The sequence below is a fragment of the Rhodococcus sp. NPDC057135 genome (assembly GCF_042670865.1).
Lineage (GTDB): Bacteria > Actinomycetota > Actinomycetes > Mycobacteriales > Mycobacteriaceae > Rhodococcus_F.
On the sequence record NZ_JBHUUU010000006.1, the window covers coordinates 92,149 to 112,390 of the forward strand.

Genomic DNA, 20,242 nt, shown 5'->3' on the forward strand with positions numbered 1-20,242 from the left:
ATGGACTGGACCCTCGAAGTAGTCATCGTTCCCGTCAGCGATCTCGACCGTTCCATCGAGTTCTACCGCGACAAGGTCGGTTTCGACCTCGACCACCACACCGTGAACGAACACATGACGGTTGCCCAGCTCACGCCGCGAGGTTCGGGCTGCTCCATCGTCATCGGCAACCTGCCGTCGCAAACCGAGATGGCCCCTGGTTCGTTGAAGGGATTGCAGTTGGTAGTTGCCGACGCGGCAGCGGCTCGGCAGGAGCTCATCGACCGCGGCGTCGATGCCAGTGAGGTCACCGTCTTCGACGAGCGTGACGGTGGCACCTTCTTCGGATTCGCCGACCCGGACGGTAATACCTGGGCTGTCCAGCAACTGAAGGTCCGCGGCGAGAAACCGCTCATTCCGAAGGAGTACCGCGACCGCTTCGGCGCGTAGAAGCCGCCTTCCACGCTGCGTAGTCTTCGGGCATGCAGACGGCGCAGGGGCGATAGCCGGCCGCAATCGCGGTCGGCTCGTCCGCGAAGAACACCCGACTGGCGACATACCCACCACGCGCGATTGCCTGCGCCGCCCCTCGACAGTCGAGTCGGCCGTATATCTTCGTTTTCCGGTGCCCGCCAAGCGCACCGGGCATCGAACTCTCGTAGGGTTTGTTGCGAGCGTCGCGGAGAATGTACGTCCTATTCGGCATCATGAAGCACCAATCCCAATGTTCGACGGGTACCCGCGTGCACCACGCTGACACCATGTCGCACAGGGGCTCTGGACCACCCACGCGAACTCTGGACCGGCCGATCCCGCGTGGTGAAGATCAACGCCTGACCTTGTTCGAGCACCGTGACAGTCCCTTTCGACTGGGCGCGCGGCCGCTGTTCGACGAGCAAGAACTCTCCCCCGTCGTGATCGATTCGAGGTCTGTCGAGCCCGATCACCACCTGTAAGGGAAACACCAACTCTCCGTACAGGTCCCGATGCAGTGCATTCCAGTCGCCAGGGCCGTAGGACAGGAGAATCGGGGTAGGCCGATTCTGGCCGGCGTTGTGACATTGGTCGATCCATTCTTCGAAAGTGTCCGGCCACGGTGCGCTGTCCCCCAGCTTGAACGCCCACTCTCGCGCGATCGGGAGAAGCTGCCGGTAGAAAGCCGCTCGCATAGCGGTGATCGGCTCGGGTACCGGATCGCCGAAGTATCGATACTCCCCTTGACCGAAGCGGTACCGAGCCATGTCGATCGTGCTTCGAAATCGGTCGACGTCCGAGTACCAGGAAGCGATCTCGCGACACTCCGATTCGTCGAGTAGCGGGGTCGTCTGAGCACACCCACTGGAGTTGATTCCCTCGATCAGCGCAGGCCAATCGAGGGAATCAGCTCGAGCAGACAGATCGGTGAACAGGTCCATACGTCGTAGACGACGCGGCGGTCAGGAATGTGAGAATGCCAGCAGCTGGTCAGCCAAAGTATTGTACGTACGGGCGATCCCGGCATAGCTGAGTACGGGTTCCGGATTCCAGGTGCCGACCTTCCCCGCCTTCACCGCGGGCAAGTTGGACCACGCAGGATTGGTGTCGAGCGTATCGAGTTGCAAACTGGACGGACGATCGTCGAGGAAGATCATGTCGGCCGGATAGTGGTCCGCCATCTCCCATGCCAGCTTCTCGACGTAGACCGACGATCCCTCTGCTGGATCGACGACGGTAAGACCCAAACCCACCAGATCTGCGAGGATCGGAAATCCGGAACGACTGACTCGAATCGTGTCCGGATCTGCGGACGCGAATAGTACGGGTGAATAGTTCAGTGAAGAAGCAACTTCGGAGATCCGCTGGCGCGCAGCGTCGTAGTCCTTTCGCTGCGCGTCCATATCCGGGTCTGCTCCGAGTTCCACGGCCAGTTCCACGATCTCTTGCACGTTTCGGTCGATAGTTCCTGCTGCCGTTTCCACGAACAATACTGTCGACAAGCCCTTCACCGCATCCAAGTTCGCCTCGTCGAGTAGAGCCGAACCACGCAACTGAGGGACTATGACGACGTCCGGCTCCAGCGCAGCGATCTTTTCGAGTTCCACTTGCCCCCAGAGTTGCCCGACCATGTCGGTCTTCGAGAAATCCAAGTTGCCGGAGATGCTGGTGTCCGTCGATCCCGGCGATCGTGTGAGCGCCCCGAAAACACCGACAGGCACCAGTCCGTAATCCCACAGAGCACCCGCGATTCCGGTGTAGGTGACAAATGTTCTCGGCGGTGAATCCAACTCGATCAGGGTTCCGCGATCGTCGGTGAAGGACCAACCGGCATCGCGTGTGCCGCCGGCATCTGCGTCGGAGTGTGAGCACCCGGCCGCTGCCAGCGCAGCAGCCAATCCTGCTGCTGCGCCGAGGAACCTGCGACGGTTCCAGTCCATCTCGAGGCGCCGGTGCGGTCGTGGAGTGAGCAGCGTGGTCATGTGTGTGCCCTTTCGGCGATTGGTTGAACTGTTGCAGGAGTTGACGAACGAGAAAAGAGAAGGATCGATCCACAACCCGTGAGCATTCCGACGCATCCGCAGAAGACCAACGGCCACAACAAGGCAAACTCGTCCGAACCCGTGAATAGCGAGCCGCACAACGCAATTCCGACTGCGAGCCCGAACTGCCGCGACGAGTTGGCTGTTGCCGAAGCCGTCCCGGCGCGCTCTGCCGGGGCGTCCGACATCGCGGCACCCGGCAACACCGGTGACACCATGGCCGAACCGACACCGGTCAGAATCAGTCCGGCGATCAGCGCCGGCCAGATCGGCGTGACGAGAACGTACAACATTGCCAGGCAACCGATTCCGCAGAGGACCGTCCCGAATCCGAGCGACAATCGAAGATCGGCTCGCTGAAGCCGTGATCCACACAGTGCCGATACGAGGACAAAGGCGAGCGGTTGAATCGAGAGCACAAGTGCGGCCGTCGACGCCGACAGTTCCAGCCCGTTCTGCAGCCACAGTGAAAGAACGACGAGTGGGCCGTAAGCCGCAAGGTAGTAACCGAAAGCCGCGACGAGAACTCCGTCGAATTTCAGGGATCGGAACAATGCCGGATCGAGCATCGGACTGCTGCTTCGACGCTGCCAGGACACAAATGCCGTCAGCGCAACGATTGCGATGAGGAAGGCGAGAGCTGTCGAAGGCGAAGTCCACCCGGCGTCGCCGCCCCACGTCACGCCGAGAACCGCGGCAACGGCAGCGAGAGTGAACAAAACCATTCCAGCCCAGTCGATATTGTCGTCGCCGCGCCTACTTTCGGCGAAACAGAACACAGCCAGTGCGAGCGCCACTGCGGCCACGGGGATTCCGAAATAGAAGACCGCACGCCAGTCGAAGAACTGCGTCAGCAGCCCTCCTGCAACATTCCCGATTCCTGCCGCCAATCCGGCGACGGCGCCCCACGCGGCAAAGGCGACGTGACGATCACGTCCCGAATATGCGTCGCCGAGCAGAGGCAGGAGCGTCGCGAACATCGCTGCACCGGCAATTCCTTGCGCGCCGCGAGTTGCGACCAGAACCGTGACGTCCGGAGCAACGGCGCACACGGCCGTCGCAACCAGGAACACGACCAGGCCGCAGATGTAGAGGCGTTTGCGTCCCCAAGCATCGCCGAGCGCGCCCATGCCAACCAGAAGCGCAGCGAGAGCCAGTGTGTAGGCGTCGACGACCCAGGACATCGCGCCCGTACTGCCGTTCAAACCGTCTGCGATGGCCGGCACCGCGATCGTCGTGATCGTGGCGTACGTCAGCAACAGGAAAGTTCCGATGCATGCGGCGATGAGCGGCAGCCATCGTCGTGTCGACATGGTCAACCTCCGAATAGGGCGGTAAGTGCGCCCTAACTATGGAGGTTCAAGTCAACTTGAAGTCAAGCGCCGCTTCTACGCGAACGTCGAGTTGCTCGAGCAACCACGGACACTGCATCGGACGCTCTTGCCGACACGTCAGGTGATGCTCGAGAATCAGTTTCGCTCGCGTAGCGGCGGCAATCTGTGCCTCGAGCGCCGACACTTGATCCGCGAGAACCGCGGAGAACTGCTCGGACGTGGTGTCGGTTTCGATGAAGGAGCGCACCTGTTCCAAGGACATTCCCGTCTCGGTGTACATCCGGATCAACGCCAGCCGGCGCAGCTCACGCTGCCCGTACCAGCGTTTGCCGCCGGTTCGCGAACGCGCGGACAGCAGGCCTTCGTCCTCGTAGTACCGCAAGGTCGACGCCGCGATTCCGAACGATTTTGCAACCTCGCCGATCGGGATCAAGTGCTCACGCATTCACCGATCGTAGGCTGAGTGCGTAGGCGGTTCTGGTAGTTATGTGTGACTTGGCATACTGACTAACGGAAGGGGTCACGCAAGTGATCTCACGGCAAAATGCTGTATGCGCTCGTTGAACGAGGGAGAGCTGTGCTGGATCCAACGCGACGACCTGTCGGGCCGTACTCGTCAGGAGTGCCCGCCGCTGCCCTCGAGGTCCGCATGCCGGACCTGGAACGCTTCGGCCTCGCCCAGTTGTGGCGCTCCGCGATCATCGCCGTCGTGCTGTCCACGTCGATCATGCTGGCGCTGATCGTGTGGCCTTTCCGCAAGCGTGGACGCACCTGGGCGGACGCTGCCTCCGACGGAATGGTCGACGGCTTCATCGCTCTGGGGCCCACCTTCGTCAAGCTCGGCCAACTCGTCGCGTCGTCGTCCGGCCTCTTCCCGGCCCCGGTCGCCAATGCGTGCCTGCGTTGCCTCGACGACGTTCCGTCCTTCCCTGCCGAGCAGGCCCGAAGAGTCGTGCAGGAGGACCTCGGTTACTCCGTGGACGAACTGTTCGCGAAGTTCGACGACGCGCCTCTCGCGGCCGCATCGGTTGCACAGGTACACGCGTGCGTTCTGCACGACGGCCGAGAGGCAGTCATCAAGATCCAGCGCCCGGACATCTATGCGCGCATGCTGATCGACCTGCGGGCGGCATATTGGGGTGCGAACATCCTCGAGAAGTTTGTCGAGTTCCTTCGAATTGCCAATGCCACCGCCATCATTCGCGATCTGCACAATGCCACGATGACGGAATTGAACAGCGCGGTCGAGGCCGATCGGCAAACCACTTTCCGGAACAACATCAGTGCGTTCGGCGACAACAAAGGAGTCACGACGCCGGAGGTCTACTGGGATTACTGCGGCCCCCGAGTCATCTGCATGGAACGCATGCGGGGCGTTCCGCTCGATCGATTCGTCGCCGGCCCGGACGGAATCGACGAAGCCCGCATGTTGATCCGGCGCGGTGTAAAGGTCTGGCTCGAATCAGTCATCGTTCACGGTCCTTTCCACGGCGACGTACACGCCGGGAATCTGTGGGTCCTCGACGACGGTCGGATTGCAATGCTCGACTTCGGCATTGTCGGTGTTCTCCCGGAAACGTGGCGATCGATCCTCTCCGACATGTTCCGCGCAACGCTTGTCGACGGAGATTTCGCCCGCGTTGCCCGGGGAATTCGATCCTTGGGTTATGCAACCGACTACGAGGTCGACGACGCCCAACTCGGTATGCAGGTCGCCACTGCTCTAGCTCCGATCCTCGGCCGCGATCTGGGTGAACTCAAGCTCAGCGAGCTGATCATGGCGCTGATTCAATTGGGTAAACAGTGGGGTGTTGCGAGTCCCGAGGAATTGGTTCTTTTCGGAAAGCAACTCGGATATTTCGAGCGATATGCGACGGCGTTGGCACCTGGTTGGGTGATCGGACAAGACCTCTATCTGTTCAAGAACGTATTTCCCGAGGCAGTCGCCGAAAAGGCCCAAGAACTCGGCATCACCATGCCTGACGAATAAATTTGTCCCCTATTTCCTTATTCTGCATTTCGTCTGTCGGGGTTAGCCTGTAATGAACCACCGGCCGAGGAGCAAATGTGCAGCCACTTTCTGTAGCCCTCCCGCAAGCGTCGACAGGTCCGAGGAGTAACGGGCCGCGTGTCGGCACCACGCTTGGCGCCCTCATGCATTCCACGGACAAGTCCGTGATCGAGCTTCTGGAAAGCCCGGACGGGCTTGATGTCGAAATACGGTCGATCGCCCTCGTCGAGTCCTCCGACATCGACGGCACCGACAGCCGAGGTGCGATCTCCGACATCTACCTTCCCGTCGGGGTTCCCGAATCAACGCTCGCGCAGTGGCTGCGAAAGTTCGAGGGCAGGCCGCCACGGCGGCGGCCGAAGCTCTTGCTCGTCAAAAATGCACGCAAGGCGACGGCGGTACTCACCGCCGCACGTAACATCGGGATCGCCGTGGCAGCGGTCCATCCGCAGGCCAGTTCCGGCCACGTCTATTCGCTTGTACAACGTCTTCTGACACAGAGCTTGTATCGTTCGCGAGCCGCCGCCGGTGCTGTACCAGGCGGTGATTACGATTTGTTCGCACTCTCGGAAACGATCGCCGAATTGACCGGCGGACTCGTGACGATCGACGACACCGCACTGCACGTCATTGCATATTCTGCTGCTCACGAAGGCGAAGACGAGCTCCGCCAGCTCTCCATACTCGGCCGGGAATGGCCGATCGAATACACCGAATGGATCGAGAAGAGGGGCGTGTTCGAGCATCTCAGACGCTCGAACGAGGTCATCAGTCTGCCATCCGAGTTGAGCATCGGCGCCGCACACCGGCTGGCTGTGAGCATCACCCGGCCAGGCCAGCCAGGGCCGACGGGTTCCGTTGCGCAACAACACAATATCGGGAGCATCTGGATACAGCAGGCATCCGGACCTCTTTCCGACGACGCCCGAGCGGTATTGCGGGGTGCCGCCGCCGTCGCCGCACGCATTCTCATGCGGACGTTGGACGCCTCCAGCCGCGAGAACGCCCAAGTGGAAAGACTGTTCGGCATTCGCTCCGGCGGGGTCGACATGCACTCACTCGCCGGCTCGTTCGGCATCAGTACCGACGGACCGGCTGCGGTCATCGGATTTGCGACATCACTTGCACCCGGATCGAATCTCGATCGAATCACCAACGCCTTGCGCCTGCGTGCCAGCGCATTTCGCCACGACGCCGTCACGACGATCATCGACAACCGGATCTACGTGCTGTTCCCGCAGGCCGAGCACGAGGTCGCGATCAGCGACTGGGCTTACGACACCGTGCGAGCGCTCGAAAAACGTGCGGGTATCAGCGTCCGCGCCGCCGTCGCAGTGCCGATCGCGCGGTTGCACGGCGTACCCGAGGCGCGTCGAGAGGTGGACCGCGTGCTCGATACCACCGATGATCACGGAACCTCGAAGGTCACCACCCTCGCGGCGTCGCGCACCGCGGTATTGCTGGGCGAGATACTCGACCTCGTCGCTGATCACGAGCGATTGCGCGACCCTCGTATCGACAGACTCATCTCCTACGACGACAAGAACACCTCTGACATGCAGTTCACGCTCACTGCCTACCTGACAGCTTTCGGGGACGTGAAGAAGGCCGCATCCTCTTTGAAAGTGCATCCGAACACGCTGCGCTACCGCATCCGGCGCGCTGAACAGATCATGGGCATTTCGTTGGACGAGCCGGACACGCGCCTGCTCACCGAACTGCAACTCGCCATTTTGGGACGCACCCCGGACGAGTCTGAACGGTACGAAACGTCCGATCAGTGAGACGGATCTCGGACCCGTCTCGAACTCTCGAGTAGACAACTGAGGAAGCCGAAGAACAACTCTCACCTCAGGAGATACCTTGCGCACTCGTGGAGCCGTCATTCGCCAAGCACCAGGCACATACGAGGTGGTCGATCTCGAACTCGACTCACCCCGTAGCGGCGAACTCACCGTCAAGATGGTCGCCTCCGGCCTGTGCCACTCGGACGACCACATCGCCAGCGGCGACCACGGCGTAGGCCGCTACCCCATCTGCGGCGGGCACGAAGGCGCCGGAATCGTCGTCGAGGTCGGGCCGAACACCGAAGGGTGGTCCGAGGGCGATCATGTCGTGTTCTCTTTCCTCGCCGCCTGCGGCCGTTGTCGTTGGTGTGCAAGCGGAATCCAGAACCTCTGCGACAACGGCGCCGCCATCATGACCGGCAGCAGGCCAGGCGAAACCTCGAGCTACAGAATGTCTCTCGACGGTCAACCCGTCGCACAAACCTGCGGCCTGTCCACCTTCAGCGAATACACCACGGTCAGCACTCTTTCGGCGGTGAAGGTCGACAAGCATCTGCCACTCGACGCTCTGTGCCTGCTCGGCTGCGGCGTCGGAACCGGTTGGGGCGCCGCCGTCAACTCCGCTCAGGTGTATCCCGGGCAGACCGTCATCGTCATGGGCGTCGGCGGAATCGGAATCAACGCGGTACAGGGCGCCTCGCACGCCGGCGCCGCCCACGTGATCGCGGTGGACCCGGTCGCTTTCAAGCGCGACAGTGCATTGAAGTTGGGCGCCACCCATGCCGTCGCCACCATGGAGGAAGCCACCGACATAGCGCGCTCGTTCACCAACGGCCAGGGCGCCGATTCCGCCATCGTCACCGTCGGCGTCACCACCGGAGAACATGTCGCGCAAGCATTCTCGTCGATCCGCAAGGCCGGAACATGCGTCGTCACCGGCCTCGGGAAGATGACGGACGTCGGAATTCCCGTGAGCCTGATGGAACTCACGCTGTACCAGAAGAGAATTCAAGGATCCCTGTTCGGCGCGTCGAATCCCACCGCCGACATTCCCTGGATGATCGATCTCTACACCAGCGGCAAACTCGAACTCGACGGACTGATCACCAACCGGTACACCCTCGACCAGATCAACGACGGTTTCGCCGACATGCATGCCGGTCGCAATCTTCGCGGGATCATCACCTTCTGAGCGAGTTCTCTCCGGACTTTCGATCGAGAGCAAGTCCGGAGAGATCCTCACTACGGCTTCACCAAGCGTTCATGGTGTCGAGGATTTGTCCTCTGGCCATCCACAATTCAGCAGACCAGTACGGCCACGAGTGAATTCCGGCGGGCGGAAAGCTGTACGTCGCTGGGATTCCCAAGGATTTCAGACGAATCTCGAATGCACGCGCATGAACCCACGAGAGCGCCTCGAGTCCCATACCCGTCGCCGTGTGGAAGTACTCGATCGGTGCAGACGGATGGTCATACGGTCCCGGGATGCCGTTGGACGACGAAATGTACATCGACAGTCCGCGAAGCGATTCCGCGTTGACAAACGGGTCGTTGCGAAGCCAACCGGACGACCACGGCGGGCCCCACATCGAGTCGACGTTGTACCGCCCGGCATCGAACATCGCCACCCTGATCGCTTCACGCATGCCCGGCCCCGAGATGTTGATGTACCCGGACAGTGAGCCTGCGAACTTGAACTGATCACGATGGTGCCCAGCCAGGTTCAATGCCGCGCTACCACCCATCGACAACCCGATGATCGCGTTGTTGGTAGGTGAAACACCGTACCCCGCAAGAAAGTCTGGAAGCTCACGAGTGAGAAATGTTTCCCACCTGTACGTTATCGGCTGGGCATTGAAGTTCGACGGCGCGTACCAGTCCGTGTAGAAACTCGACTCGCCGCCCACAGGCATCACCAAAGTGATGTTGTCGTTGCGGTACTGATCGAGTGCGTTCGTTTCGAAACTCCAGGCATTCCTGTCGTTTTGCGCGCGAAGACCGTCGAGCAGGTACAGCGCGGCGTTGCCACCGCGCGCGGCCCACTGCACCTGAACCTTGATGTTTCCCATCGAAGACGGGACCCACAACTCGTCGTAACCACCCCATGGCGCCGAGCGCGCCGGAGTAGCACTCGCGGCGGTCGGACCGAACATACCGCCGAGCAGGAATATCGACAACAACACCGCTACGAGCACCCGCACCCGCCGTGTATTGCGTTCGGGCAACGTGAATCTGATTCTCTGCAAGGTTGTGTCTTTCCCCGAAACTGCGCATGAAGAAACTGCTTCGGTAAGTGCATCGTCGGTTCCACTGTCGACGTGTTTGTCCCTTTGTGGGGGCTTCCGTGTTACAAAGTCGAGGTCATCGCAGCAAACGGACAACTGTCATGCCGAGTGAATCCGGGTGGCGAAAAGCACAATTCACGAAGCGCTCTGAATGCGCCCACTCAGCCGAGGGACGAAGCGATCGCGTCTCGCCCCGCAGCAGCACAAGCTTGGTCCTGCATTCCGTCTGGAGCGCCACCGACACCGATACCGGCGATCGACCCAGCTCCCGCCTTCAATGTGACTCCACCTGCAAGGAAGAGAGTGCCGGGAAGGTCGGCGATGGTCGATCCTTCGCCTTTGGTACGCTGCGAGAGGTCACTGGTGTCGGCTCCGAAAGCTGCAGAGGTGTATGCCTTCTCGCGTGAGGACTCCACCGTGTGCTGGGCCGCGTTGTCGCCGCGCACCATGGCGATGACATTTCCCGCACGGTCGACGACGGAGACGGTGACGAAGCCGAGACCGTCGGCGCGGCATTTCGCCAGCGCTGCACCGGCAGCCGCCACTGCCGCGTCGGCGCTGAGTCGATTCTGAGTGACAACTGCCGAATCTCCGCTCGCAGCAGGCTGCTGCGTGGCAGAAGTCGACGTCGTGCTCGACAGGTTCTGCACGGGTGTGTCGGGGTCGGTGCTCGAGCATGCGGCGCTCGCAAGGATTGCGACAACCGGAATGGTGACAGCAAGCGTCCGGGGCAGTCGTGTGTAAACGCGGTGGTTCATGATGGGCACACTTTCAGTCGGGTGGTTCGAAACCGTCCACTACAGCGTCGCGTTCCGGTGAGGGTCCGCACATCGGGCGCTCGGGTGGCGAACAGTGCCCACAACGGGTACCTAGATGTCATCCGAATGGTTGATACGAGGGCCAGGCGCACTCCGTAACATTCGAGGGATGAGCAGTGGAGCCACGCCGGATGTCGACGCCGACCTCGGCCTACGCGGTCCGTTGGCGTATGCGATCCACGCGTCGTTCTTCGTGCTGCTGTCCACGTCCGGCGTTCGGTACGTCGCAGTCCACGGCACCAGCGGTCGGTTCGGGGTGGTGCTCGTCCTGGCCGTGGTCCTCGCCCTGCTCTACGCCGTCATGGCAACGGTGTCCTCGCGAGAGGTGGTTCGTCAACGGCTCTGGATGTGGCCGGTACTGAGTACGTGGGCAGCGTTGGTCTGGCTTGCACCGAGTTTCGCGTGGTGCGCCTTCCCGGTTCTCTTCCTCTGCATTCGTCTGTATCCGAGCAAGATCGCCTACCCCCTCGTCGGGATCCTGGGCGTCCTCGCCGGTATCGCGTTTTACCGGGTCACCGGTCGCGCCGAATTGGTGACCCTGCTCGGGCCTCTGTGCACCGCTGCACTGGTGGCGGCAGCGTACGGTCAGATGGAACGCGATGCCCGAGAACGCCTTCGGCTTCTGCGCCAGGTGGCGGAAGCGCAGTCGGCACTGGCAGATACCGAACGGGCTGCCGGCGTTGCCGCTGAACGAGAGCGCCTCGCTCGCGAGATCCACGACACCGTTACCCAGGGACTGGCGAGCGCCCTACTTCGGCTCGAGGCAGCCGAACAAACCTGGAATACAACGGGTTCGCCGTCTCGAACCGATGTCGATGCCGCGACAGAGAACATCCGCACGAGCCTGATGCAGAGCCGCGACCTCGTCCATGATCTCGCACCGGCCAAGGGTGGCCCCGCTGATTTCGACGCCCTGGTCGTTGCCGCCGCCCGCCAGTTCACCCCTGATGTTCGGGTTCGCACTGTGGGCGAACCGGTCGCCGTGCCGCCGGACGTGGCTCACGCCATCGTGCGAGTGATCTCGAGCGCGTCGTCCAACATCGCCCGCCACGCTCGCGCCGAAACAGCGGGCGTGACGATCACGTATCTCGACGACTCCATCTCCGTAGACATCTTCGACGACGGCGTCGGCTTCGATCCGGGAAAACTCACCGACCATTCTCGGTACGGTGGATACGGCCTACGTGCGATGCGGAGCCGCGTGGCTCAGCTCGGCGGATCGTTCACCGTGGAAAGCGCACCGGGAGACGGCACCGCCGTCGCAGCCCAGTTCCCGCTCGAACGGAGGATCCGATGACCACCTCCATTCGAGTGTTCCTCGTCGACGACCATCTGGTCGTGCGCGCCGGGCTGAGAGCGCTGCTGGACACTCAACCGGACGTCGAGGTGGTCGGCGAAGCATCGTCCGGCGAGGAAGCGGCCACGGCGATACCTTCCGCCTCGCCTGATCTGGTGATGATGGATCTGGACATGGGCACCGGCATGCATGGTGCAGAAGCGATCAAACGGCTTCGAAACGACGGGGTCGATGTTCCCGTACTCGTTTTCACGACCTATGACACCGACGCCGACGTCGTACGGGCCGTCGACGCCGGTGCCATCGGGTACCTACTCAAGGACTCCACTCCTGACGAGATCTTCGGCGCGGTACGGGGCGCGGTCGCCGGGCGCAGCGTCCTATCCCCCGCCGTGGCCTCCCGTCTTGTCCAGCAGATGCAGCGCCCGCAGGAAGCGCTCACCGCGCGTGAGTCCGAACTGCTCAGTCTGCTCGCCGAGGGGATGACCAACCGCGAGCTGAGCAAGGCGCTTTTCATCAGCGAGGCGACGGTGAAGACACATCTCGGGCACATCTACGCCAAGCTCGGCGTCGATACCCGCTCTGCCGCAGTGTCCGTCGCACTACGTCGTGACGGAATACGCTGACCTTGTTATCCTTTCGACTTCAGAACGGGAAGGCCTGGGCGGCGGGCCGGCTGGTTCGCCACTGCCAGGTGGTGAATTCGTCCCAGCTGCTTTGAGTTCCGAATCTCGCGCCGTTTCCGGAGGCACCCGCACCGCCGAATGGTGCATAGGCATCGTTGTTCAACGTCTGATCGTTGATGTGCACTATGCCGGTCCGCAGACGGTCCGCAATCCGCTCGCCGCGTTCCACCGATCCTGTTTGAATGGCCGCTACCAGACCGTATTCGCTGTCATTGGCAAGTCTGACGGCCTCGTCTTCGTCCTTGACGACCACGACGGGCGCCACGGGTCCGAAAATCTCTTCGCGGAACGCGGGCATGTCCGAGGTGACACCGGCCAGGACGGTCGGCTGATAGAACAGCCCTTCGTAGGTTCCACCGGCGCGGATTTCGGCGCCGGCCGCCTTGGTGCCCTGGACGATTCGATCGACGTTGGCAATCTGCCTCGCGTTGATGAGCGGACCGAGAGCGACGTTACCTGTGTTGGGGTCCCCGACAGGCAGGACCGAGGCGCGCTTGGCCAGCAGGTCCAGGTACTGATCGGCGACCGACTCCAGCACGATGTGTCGGCCCGCGGTCATGCAGACCTGGCCCTGATGCAGGAACGATCCCCACGCACCCGCCGAACTCGCGGCTTCCAGGTCTGCGTCGTCGAGGACGATCAGAGCATTGTTCCCACCCAGCTCGAGCGAGACGCGCTTGAGCGTGCGGCCTGCTGTTGCTCCGACCTGACGGCCGACGGCGGTCGAACCCGTGAAGGACACCATCGCGATGTTCGGGCTCTCGCACAATGCCTGACCAGGCTCCGCATCACCGGCGAGCACATGCAGGAGACCTTCCGGAAGACCTGCTGCCGTGAACAATTCCGCGATGACTGCGCCGCCGCTGATCGCGGTTTGAACGTCCGGCTTGAGAACGACGCCATTTCCGAGTGCCAAGGCGGGGGCGACAGCGCGCATGGCGAGGAGAAGCGGGAAATTCCACGGGCTGATCACGCCGACCACACCCAGGGGCACCCGGCGACCGATGCTCGTGCGCCCCTCCTGGCTGGCAGCCAGGAGGTGTCCGAACGGCTGTGTCGGCAGTGCCGACGCCTCCCACAGTTCGGAGATGACAAGATCAACTTCGAACGCGGCTTTCCCTGGTACGGAACCACCTTCACGAATCAACCAGCGCTCCACCTCGGCTCGCTCGGCTTCCAATATCTGCGCCGCCTTACGGATCACCGAAGCGCGGGCCTGCCCGATCGTGGCCGCCCACGACGGCTGCGCGACCGACGCGATGTGCGCCGCTCGATCGATATCCGCAACAGTCGCCGTCCCGATCACACCGAGCACCTCGCCGGTAGCCGGTTCGACGGACTCGACGGTGTCACCGCCCCCATCGATCCATTGGCCGTCGAAAATCCTTCCGTGCCATTGCTGATGAGCGAGCAGATTCGTCATGAGTTCCTCGATTCGTAGCTTTCGCTGCGGCCCTCGCTGTTCGCGGGCCTGAGCTCTTCGCGAGCTTGAAAAGCGATCTGGAACACACTCTGCCCCGGTATTCGGGCTCCGAGTTGTCGTGATCGGACACGTTTGTTGTTCGGATGCGACAGATCAGTGACGTACTTCCGACGGCGCCGTACCGAATTCCGCTTTGAACGCACGCGAAAACGCCGGTGCGTCATGGAAACACCATCGCGCGGCCAGGACGGAGATCGAGTGATCGCGCAGTGAGACGTCGGTGAGATCGCGGCGCACACGGATCAACCGTTCTCGACGGATCAGCGCGTTGAGGGTCAGACCCCCGTCGCCGAAATGACGCTGAATTGTTCTCGGTGACATGTGCAGCGCACCGGCGATCGACGCGACCGAGAGGTCCGGTGCATCGAGATTCCGAAGCACATATCGCAAGATCGCCTCACGCGAGGAACTTCCGGGTGTCGCGGGCGCAAAGTCTTGCACCAGAACTGCCGCAGCGAGATTGACTCCGGCATCTCCGAGAAGCCCTGCGGCGCTGCCGTCTACCTGCGATGCAACAGCGCCCACGATGAAGTTCTGCAGCAATGCACCGGATCCGCGCCGGCCGTCGTGGATGCGCGCGAGCGCGCAATTCAGTTCTCGTTCGGTCAGACTCATTGCGCCGCGGGGTACGGTCATGACGGTGCACGACCAGTGGCCGTCGAAACGCAACGCGTACGGACGCTCTACGTCGTAGAGAATCATCGCGCCGGGCGGGGCCGTCAACTCGCGGTCGGATTGGCGCAGGGTCGCTCGCCCGGTTCGGACCGTGCAGATCTTGAGCAGTTCGCTACCGTGCCGCTTTGCTGCGCGCGTACTCCGCCGCAGTATCTGAGGTGAACCGGAGATGTCGAAAGCGCCTACGTCCCCGAGACTTACGCCGCTGACCGTGCCCACAGGCGCGGTATCGACGGAGCTCTCGGGGGACAGGCCACCGAACGTCTCCGACATCTCGCAGTGCCACTGCTGCACAGATTCCAGCAGGCCCGGAGGTGTGGCAGACATGGCGGGCTACTTGATCGAAGATCCGTGCTGCGTCAATGGCATGACCTCGATGCTCATGTACGGGAACAAGGGGAGATTCCAGAGAATCTCGTGCAGTTCGTCAGCCGACTCGACGTCGAAAATGCTGATGTTGCTGAACTGCCCCACAATTCGCCACAAATGAACCCACTTGCCCTGGCGCTGAAGGTCTTGTGAGTACGCCTTCTCCGTCGCGACGGTATCGGCGCGAACTTCCGGATCCAGGTCGCGCGGAATATCGACGTCCATCCGAACGTGAAAGAGTGCCATGTTCCTTTTTCCTCTAGTTCCTGGTCCAGGTCTTGACGGCGTCCATGTTCAGTTCGACTCCCAAGCCAGGCCCGGCGGGGAGGTGCAACTGACCCTCGGAATACTTCAGGGGTTCCTGGAGCAATTCCTCACTGAAGAGCAGAGGGCCGAAAAGTTCTGTTCCGAAGTTGATTCCCGGCTCGGCGCACGCGAAGTGCAACGAAGCTGCTGTGCCGATCGGACCTTCGATCGACGTCGCACCGTGGCACGCGATACCCGCGGCCTTGGCAATCGCGACGATTTCGCGGCTGCGCTGCAGGCCACCGCACTTGGTGGTCTTGAGGGCGATGACATCGGCGGCGCTCCGGCGAGCGATTTCCAGAGCGTCGTGTGGGGTCTGCACACTCTCGTCGGCCATGATCGGAATTGGTAGAAGCCTGCTGAGTTCGGCGAGGACCTCGATTTGGTCTGCCGGAGTGGGCTGTTCGATCAGTTCGACTCCGCCCTCGGCGAGTTGCGGCAGGTATCGCAGAGCGGTGAAACGATCCCACCGCGCGTTGACGTCGACGCGGACACCGGCATGACCGTCGAGCGCCTGAGCGATCTCGACGATGCGCGCAACATCGACGGCAGGATCGAGTGCGCCCATCTTCAGTTTGAAGCTGAAATTGAGTCGGGCTTCGAGCTTTTCGTGAGCTTCCTCGATGATCTCCGCCGCCGGCGCCGCGCCCAGTGCCCACGTGACGTCGACGCTCTCACGGAAGGCCCCGCCGAGCAGCGTGTGTACGGGAACTCCCAGGCTACGAGCCCAGGCGTCGTGCAACGCCACGTCGACGGCGGCCTTCGCGAATCGTGCATTGGCGACAACTTTTTCGATGTCGGCCATGATCGCGGTAATCTGATCCACGCGCCTGCCGACCATCACGGGCGCGATGTACTTCTCGATGATGACCTGCATCGTCTCCACCGATTCGCCGCCCCACCACGGCCCGCCCGGAACGACACCTTCGCCGTATCCGATCACTCCGTCGGAGGTGCGAATCGCGACCAGCAACAACGGCTGCGCCGTCATCGACGTGGTGGCGAATTTGTGGGGGCGAACCAGAGGAACGTCGAGGATGGTCGTCTCGATGGAGACGATCGACAGGTCTGTCATCAAATCACTTTCTATTGAGCAGTTGTGGATCAGGCCGGATCGAGCACGAAGTCGTATGTGACCCGGTTGGTTCCGTCAGCACCCGGCTTCGGATCGAGAATCAGTTCGGGCTTCGTCGCCGTTGCCACGTCGTTCTCGATCCACTCTCCATCCTTGAAATAGAGCTGGGTGGTGATCGTTCGCTTACCGGGAGCCTTCACCATGAGGTGCAGGTGAGCCGGACGCCACGGGTGCCAGCCGGCCTTCTCGATGAACCAGCCAGTGGGGCCGTCGGTCGGGATCTGGTACGGCGCAGGCTGAATCGTGGTGATCTCGAAGCGTCCCTCGTCGTCGGCAACAATCGTTCCGCGGAGGTTGCCGTCGGGGATGTGCGGAGCGAAATGGGAGTAGTAGCCTTCGTCGTCCGCGTGCCAGAGTTCGACGGTTGCACCGCCCAACCCCTTGCCGTCGAGATCGCGAACCTGTCCCTCGAAGACCAGCTTCGATCCAACCTCGTTGTCACGCATCGGAAGTTCACACTTGGCAGGCAACGTCTTGGCGTCGGCGACGTAGTACGGGCCCTCGATGCTTCCCTTGGTGCCGTGCTGGCCGCGGTACGCAACCTCCTCGACGTTGTGCTCGAGGAAGACGTCCAGCCACAGGGGCCACTCGCCGAACTGACCGATGTCGATGAGCCACTGCTTGAGGACGCGGTACTCGGGGTAGGTGATGCCGTGCTTGTCGATGACGCCGGCGAGTGCCTCGAGAACGTCCTTGGCGATGGCCGAGACGCGCTCGGGCGGGGTGTCCGCACTGACTCGTTCCTGGAGGAACTTGTCGGTGGCGGCAGTGCCCGAACCTACTGCGGTGGGGCTCTCGGAAGTGGTCATGTGGTCCTCCTCGGGGCCTTATGTGGCTGTTACCGGGTGGGTGCCGTACTGCTGGGCTGAGTCGGCTCCCCAAGTTTGGGTTGTACGCTGTGCGTACATCTGTTACGCTCTGCGTACGCTTGTACTGTGCGCCCAGTCACAAGGTTTGTCAACCTTCGAAGGCGTCGATCGGGCATACCCGCAGATGAAAGGCCATTCCGTGAGCGAGAACGATCGCGATTACATCCAGAGCATCGAGCGTGGATTTGCTGTGCTGACGGCCTTCGACGAGAAGAACCCCAACCCGTCGCTCGCCGATCTTGCCGCCGAAACAGGTCTCTCCCGCCCCGCGGTCCGGCGCATCCTCCTCACGCTGCAGAAGCTCGGATACGTCACCGGCAACAACAGTCGGTGGTCGCTCACCCCGCGCGTTCTGAGCATCGGGCAGCACTTCTCGGCATCACATGCCTTGACGGAGGCGGCGCTCCCTCGCCTGCTGGAGATCGCAGAACACACCCACGAGTCGGCGTCGCTCGGGGTGCTCGACGGCGTCGACGTGGTCTACGCCGCGCGTGTACCCGTCCGGCGGATCATGAGCATCAACGTCAGCGTCGGCACCAGAGTGCCTGCATATGCCACCTCCATGGGTCGGGCCCTGCTAGCTTGGGCGCCAACGGAAATCGTCGACAACGTCATCGCGAATTCCACGTTCGACGCCCTCACCCCCACCACGATCACCGACGAAGGCGCATTCCATACCGCCCTTCGGGTGGTACGCGAGCAGGGATACGCGCTCACGTCCGAGGAACTGGAAGATGGCTTGATTTCCCTCGCCGCCCCCGTCCGCGACGCCGGCGGAAGCGTCGTCGGAGTAACAGCGTGCTCGACCTCGGCCGGACGAACAACCCCGGAAGCCTTCCGCGCCGACGTCGCGCCTTTCCTCGTCGAGAAGGCGAACCAACTCAGCGCGGACATGGGTTACCGAAGCTAGCGCCTCAACACCTCGGAAGGCAGCAATCCGTACTTACGCCGAAAGGACGACGCGAACCGTCCGGTGTGCGTAAAACCCCATCTCACAGCGACATCGGTGACCGTCGTCGAGTCGTCGGCATCCACCAGATCTGCATGGACCCGCTCGAGACGGATGTCGAGCAGGCATTCCGACGGACTCCGGCCCACGTACTGCCGAAATCCCTCCTGCAATCTCCGTACGCTGACGCCCGCCACCTCGGCCATCTCCGCTGCGGTCCACACGCGGGCCGGGTCGTCGTGCATCTCGTCCAGCACACGCTTGACGATGCGTGGCCTGGCGTGTCGCACCGCGTCCTCGCTTTCAGGCATTGCAGCAAGGACGAATGCCGTGACCACGGCGCCGGAGAGCTGACCTGCCACCAGTTCGTTGTGCAGCACGCCGACCGGGCCGAGTATCTGATCCGACAGTGAGCGAACAAATTTCAGCCATCTGGCCCCGTCGTCTCCCCGAAGATCCACCTGATCAGGCAAGTGCATTCCGGGTCGACCGAGGACCTTTTCCATCTCACGGTCGAGGTACTGACGGTCCATCCGGACTCCGACGATCTCGCAGTCCGCACTCCACCGCGTGATTCTTGTGGTGATGTCGGGCGGACATACCGTCGCAACCCCCTGCGTCGAGAGCACGTGCGAGCCCGCGAAGACCGACTCGAGCTCGCCCGAGAGCGGGATGTTCACGCCATAGGCGCCGGGATGATCGGATTCGACGGCGACGTCTGCTCCCCACCGAATATGAGCGATCCTCAGCGGTCCCAACTCGGTGGTGCACACCCCGACTCCACTGGCCGCATGCCGCGACAACGGCGTCAGCGTGTGCGGAAAATAGGCGTCCGAAACCGCATGACACGCCTCGTCCCAGTCGCGGGGAGCTGCACTGATCATGGAGTCGACCATTGTCCTTCTTCACCTTCCAAACCCGTGACCAGCCACATTGCCGAGCAAGGGCGCTGAACATCATTGAACACTGTGTCCCCGGTCACTTCCAAGAGAAAACGGGTACGGGCCGCGATCGGGTGCGCAATCCGGATAGACACCGCGCTGCACGGATCGACCGAAGCCTGCGCCCGCCGTACGTTCGTCTTCACTCCCGGCGCTAGTCGCCCACTACTTCCCTCCCGCACTTCGCGGCACTTTCACTCAACCGCCATCCGACAAGGAGGTCCGGTCATGGAACAAAATCAGCTTCGAGGAATCTTCGGTCAATTCGCGAGCGGCGTCACCGTCATCACCTGTACCAATGCCGACGGTCAACCGCACGGAGCCACCGTCACCGCATTCACGGCCATTTCCCTGGAACCACGGCTGTGCCAGATCACGATGACTCGCAAGTCCAAGGCGTGCGGCTACCTCGGCAACGCGCCGTTTGCCGTCAACATCCTTGCCTCCGACCAAGTGGACACGGCCATGCATTTTGCCGGCCGACCGCAGCGCACCGAGCCGAGGTGGATCGACGGACCGACCGCTCCTCTGCTCGACGGCGCCGCAGCAACCATCTCGTGCATCCCGTGGAAGGAGTACGACGGCGGCGACCACATCATCTTCATCGGCGAGATCGTCGACGCACAGTCGAGTGGCAAGGATCCGCTTCTGTTCTACCGAAGCACTTTTCACGATCTAGGCGCTACCTCGTCGACCACAGTCTGGAACGGAAGTCAGGACGACCCCCACAGCGGCTGGTTCGATGCCACCACTTCGTTCACCCCGATTCATCTTCAGCCCGCACCCCAAACGATCTGAAAGG

At 62.2% G+C, this 20,242-nt stretch carries 21 protein-coding genes; 8 read left to right on the plus strand and 13 right to left on the minus strand.

The window, feature by feature from the left end; all coding sequences use genetic code 11:
• Entirely contained in the window at nucleotides 1-429 is a 429-nt protein-coding gene (locus ACFT1A_RS13360; RefSeq protein ID WP_378447361.1) for a VOC family protein, read from the plus strand.
• Here the strand turns inward: ACFT1A_RS13360 and ACFT1A_RS13365 are convergent.
• Genes ACFT1A_RS13365 through ACFT1A_RS13385 form a run of 5 tightly spaced genes read right to left on the minus strand, consistent with a single transcriptional unit; the run spans nucleotide 392 to nucleotide 4,274 of the window.
• Nucleotides 392-685: an Ada metal-binding domain-containing protein gene (locus ACFT1A_RS13365; RefSeq protein ID WP_378447596.1), complete on the minus strand. Its 294-nt coding sequence runs from the start codon at nucleotides 683-685 to the stop codon at nucleotides 392-394. The genes ACFT1A_RS13360 and ACFT1A_RS13365 overlap by 38 nt on opposite strands.
• Entirely contained in the window at nucleotides 675-1,394 is a 720-nt protein-coding gene (locus ACFT1A_RS13370; protein WP_378447362.1) for a 2OG-Fe(II) oxygenase, read from the minus strand. The genes ACFT1A_RS13365 and ACFT1A_RS13370 overlap by 11 nt, the downstream gene beginning before the upstream one ends.
• A gap of 21 nt (nucleotides 1,395-1,415) precedes the next feature.
• Nucleotides 1,416-2,435: an ABC transporter substrate-binding protein gene (locus ACFT1A_RS13375; protein WP_378447363.1), complete on the minus strand. Its 1,020-nt coding sequence runs from the start codon at nucleotides 2,433-2,435 to the stop codon at nucleotides 1,416-1,418.
• Nucleotides 2,432-3,808, minus strand: coding sequence for an MFS transporter (locus ACFT1A_RS13380; RefSeq protein WP_378447364.1), 1,377 nt, complete (start codon nucleotides 3,806-3,808; stop codon nucleotides 2,432-2,434). Before ACFT1A_RS13380 ends, ACFT1A_RS13375 begins: the two co-directional genes overlap by 4 nt.
• Before the next feature lie 46 nt (nucleotides 3,809-3,854).
• The gene (locus ACFT1A_RS13385; RefSeq protein WP_378447365.1) at nucleotides 3,855-4,274 is read right to left on the minus strand and encodes a MerR family transcriptional regulator; all 420 of its coding nucleotides are present in this window, start codon (nucleotides 4,272-4,274) and stop codon (nucleotides 3,855-3,857) included.
• A 132-nt stretch (nucleotides 4,275-4,406) separates the two neighbouring features.
• On the opposite strand from ACFT1A_RS13385, the gene ACFT1A_RS13390 reads away from it, so the two are divergent.
• The 3 genes from ACFT1A_RS13390 (at nucleotide 4,407) to ACFT1A_RS13400 (ending at nucleotide 8,819) form a co-directional block, all read left to right on the plus strand.
• Complete coding sequence (locus ACFT1A_RS13390; RefSeq protein WP_378447366.1) at nucleotides 4,407-5,819, plus strand: ABC1 kinase family protein; 1,413 nt, start codon at nucleotides 4,407-4,409, stop codon at nucleotides 5,817-5,819.
• Nucleotides 5,820-5,983: 164 nt separating this feature from the next.
• The gene (locus ACFT1A_RS13395) at nucleotides 5,984-7,624 is read left to right on the plus strand and encodes a PucR family transcriptional regulator (protein ID WP_378447367.1); all 1,641 of its coding nucleotides are present in this window, start codon (nucleotides 5,984-5,986) and stop codon (nucleotides 7,622-7,624) included.
• 79 nt (nucleotides 7,625-7,703) lie between these two features.
• A complete protein-coding gene (locus tag ACFT1A_RS13400) occupies nucleotides 7,704-8,819 on the plus strand; it encodes an NDMA-dependent alcohol dehydrogenase (RefSeq protein WP_003939726.1) in 1,116 nt (371 codons plus the stop codon).
• Nucleotides 8,820-8,877: 58 nt separating this feature from the next.
• On the opposite strand, the gene ACFT1A_RS13405 is transcribed toward ACFT1A_RS13400, so the two are convergent.
• Complete coding sequence (locus ACFT1A_RS13405; RefSeq protein ID WP_378447597.1) at nucleotides 8,878-9,864, minus strand: alpha/beta hydrolase; 987 nt, start codon at nucleotides 9,862-9,864, stop codon at nucleotides 8,878-8,880.
• A gap of 209 nt (nucleotides 9,865-10,073) precedes the next feature.
• Nucleotides 10,074-10,670: a heme-binding protein gene (locus ACFT1A_RS13410; protein WP_378447368.1), complete on the minus strand. Its 597-nt coding sequence runs from the start codon at nucleotides 10,668-10,670 to the stop codon at nucleotides 10,074-10,076.
• 169 nt (nucleotides 10,671-10,839) lie between these two features.
• Here ACFT1A_RS13410 and ACFT1A_RS13415 point away from each other — a divergent pair, with 169 nt between their 5' ends.
• Nucleotides 10,840-12,027: a sensor histidine kinase gene (locus ACFT1A_RS13415; RefSeq protein WP_378447369.1), complete on the plus strand. Its 1,188-nt coding sequence runs from the start codon at nucleotides 10,840-10,842 to the stop codon at nucleotides 12,025-12,027.
• Nucleotides 12,024-12,653, plus strand: a complete 630-nt coding sequence (locus tag ACFT1A_RS13420) for a response regulator (RefSeq protein ID WP_378447370.1) — start codon at nucleotides 12,024-12,026, stop codon at nucleotides 12,651-12,653. The genes ACFT1A_RS13415 and ACFT1A_RS13420 overlap by 4 nt, the downstream gene beginning before the upstream one ends.
• Before the next feature lie 19 nt (nucleotides 12,654-12,672).
• Here ACFT1A_RS13420 and ACFT1A_RS13425 read toward each other — a convergent pair whose 3' ends face one another.
• From ACFT1A_RS13425 to catA, 5 genes are all read right to left on the minus strand, one after another.
• A complete protein-coding gene (locus ACFT1A_RS13425) occupies nucleotides 12,673-14,136 on the minus strand; it encodes a benzaldehyde dehydrogenase (RefSeq protein WP_378447371.1) in 1,464 nt (487 codons plus the stop codon).
• Nucleotides 14,137-14,289: 153 nt separating this feature from the next.
• Nucleotides 14,290-15,198 (minus strand): helix-turn-helix domain-containing protein, encoded by a 909-nt coding sequence (locus ACFT1A_RS13430; RefSeq protein WP_378447372.1) that lies wholly within the window; start codon nucleotides 15,196-15,198, stop codon nucleotides 14,290-14,292.
• A gap of 6 nt (nucleotides 15,199-15,204) precedes the next feature.
• A complete protein-coding gene (gene catC / locus ACFT1A_RS13435; RefSeq protein ID WP_138870757.1) occupies nucleotides 15,205-15,486 on the minus strand; it encodes a muconolactone Delta-isomerase in 282 nt (93 codons plus the stop codon).
• Nucleotides 15,487-15,499: 13 nt separating this feature from the next.
• The gene (locus ACFT1A_RS13440; protein ID WP_378447373.1) at nucleotides 15,500-16,621 is read right to left on the minus strand and encodes a muconate/chloromuconate family cycloisomerase; all 1,122 of its coding nucleotides are present in this window, start codon (nucleotides 16,619-16,621) and stop codon (nucleotides 15,500-15,502) included.
• 29 nt (nucleotides 16,622-16,650) lie between these two features.
• Entirely contained in the window at nucleotides 16,651-17,490 is an 840-nt protein-coding gene (gene catA / locus ACFT1A_RS13445) for a catechol 1,2-dioxygenase (RefSeq protein WP_003940427.1), read from the minus strand.
• A gap of 199 nt (nucleotides 17,491-17,689) precedes the next feature.
• On the opposite strand from catA, the gene ACFT1A_RS13450 reads away from it, so the two are divergent.
• Nucleotides 17,690-18,460, plus strand: a complete 771-nt coding sequence (locus ACFT1A_RS13450) for an IclR family transcriptional regulator (RefSeq protein ID WP_378447374.1) — start codon at nucleotides 17,690-17,692, stop codon at nucleotides 18,458-18,460.
• On the opposite strand, the gene ACFT1A_RS13455 is transcribed toward ACFT1A_RS13450, so the two are convergent.
• Nucleotides 18,457-19,395 carry an AraC family transcriptional regulator gene (locus tag ACFT1A_RS13455; RefSeq protein ID WP_378447375.1) on the minus strand — a complete coding sequence of 313 codons (939 nt, stop codon included), beginning with the start codon at nucleotides 19,393-19,395 and terminating at the stop codon, nucleotides 18,457-18,459. The two genes, ACFT1A_RS13450 and ACFT1A_RS13455, sit on opposite strands and share 4 nt — an antisense overlap.
• A gap of 273 nt (nucleotides 19,396-19,668) precedes the next feature.
• Between ACFT1A_RS13455 and ACFT1A_RS13460 the strand changes: the two genes are divergently transcribed.
• Nucleotides 19,669-20,238, plus strand: coding sequence for a flavin reductase family protein (locus tag ACFT1A_RS13460; protein WP_033233583.1), 570 nt, complete (start codon nucleotides 19,669-19,671; stop codon nucleotides 20,236-20,238).
• Nucleotides 20,239-20,242 lie beyond the last annotated feature (4 nt).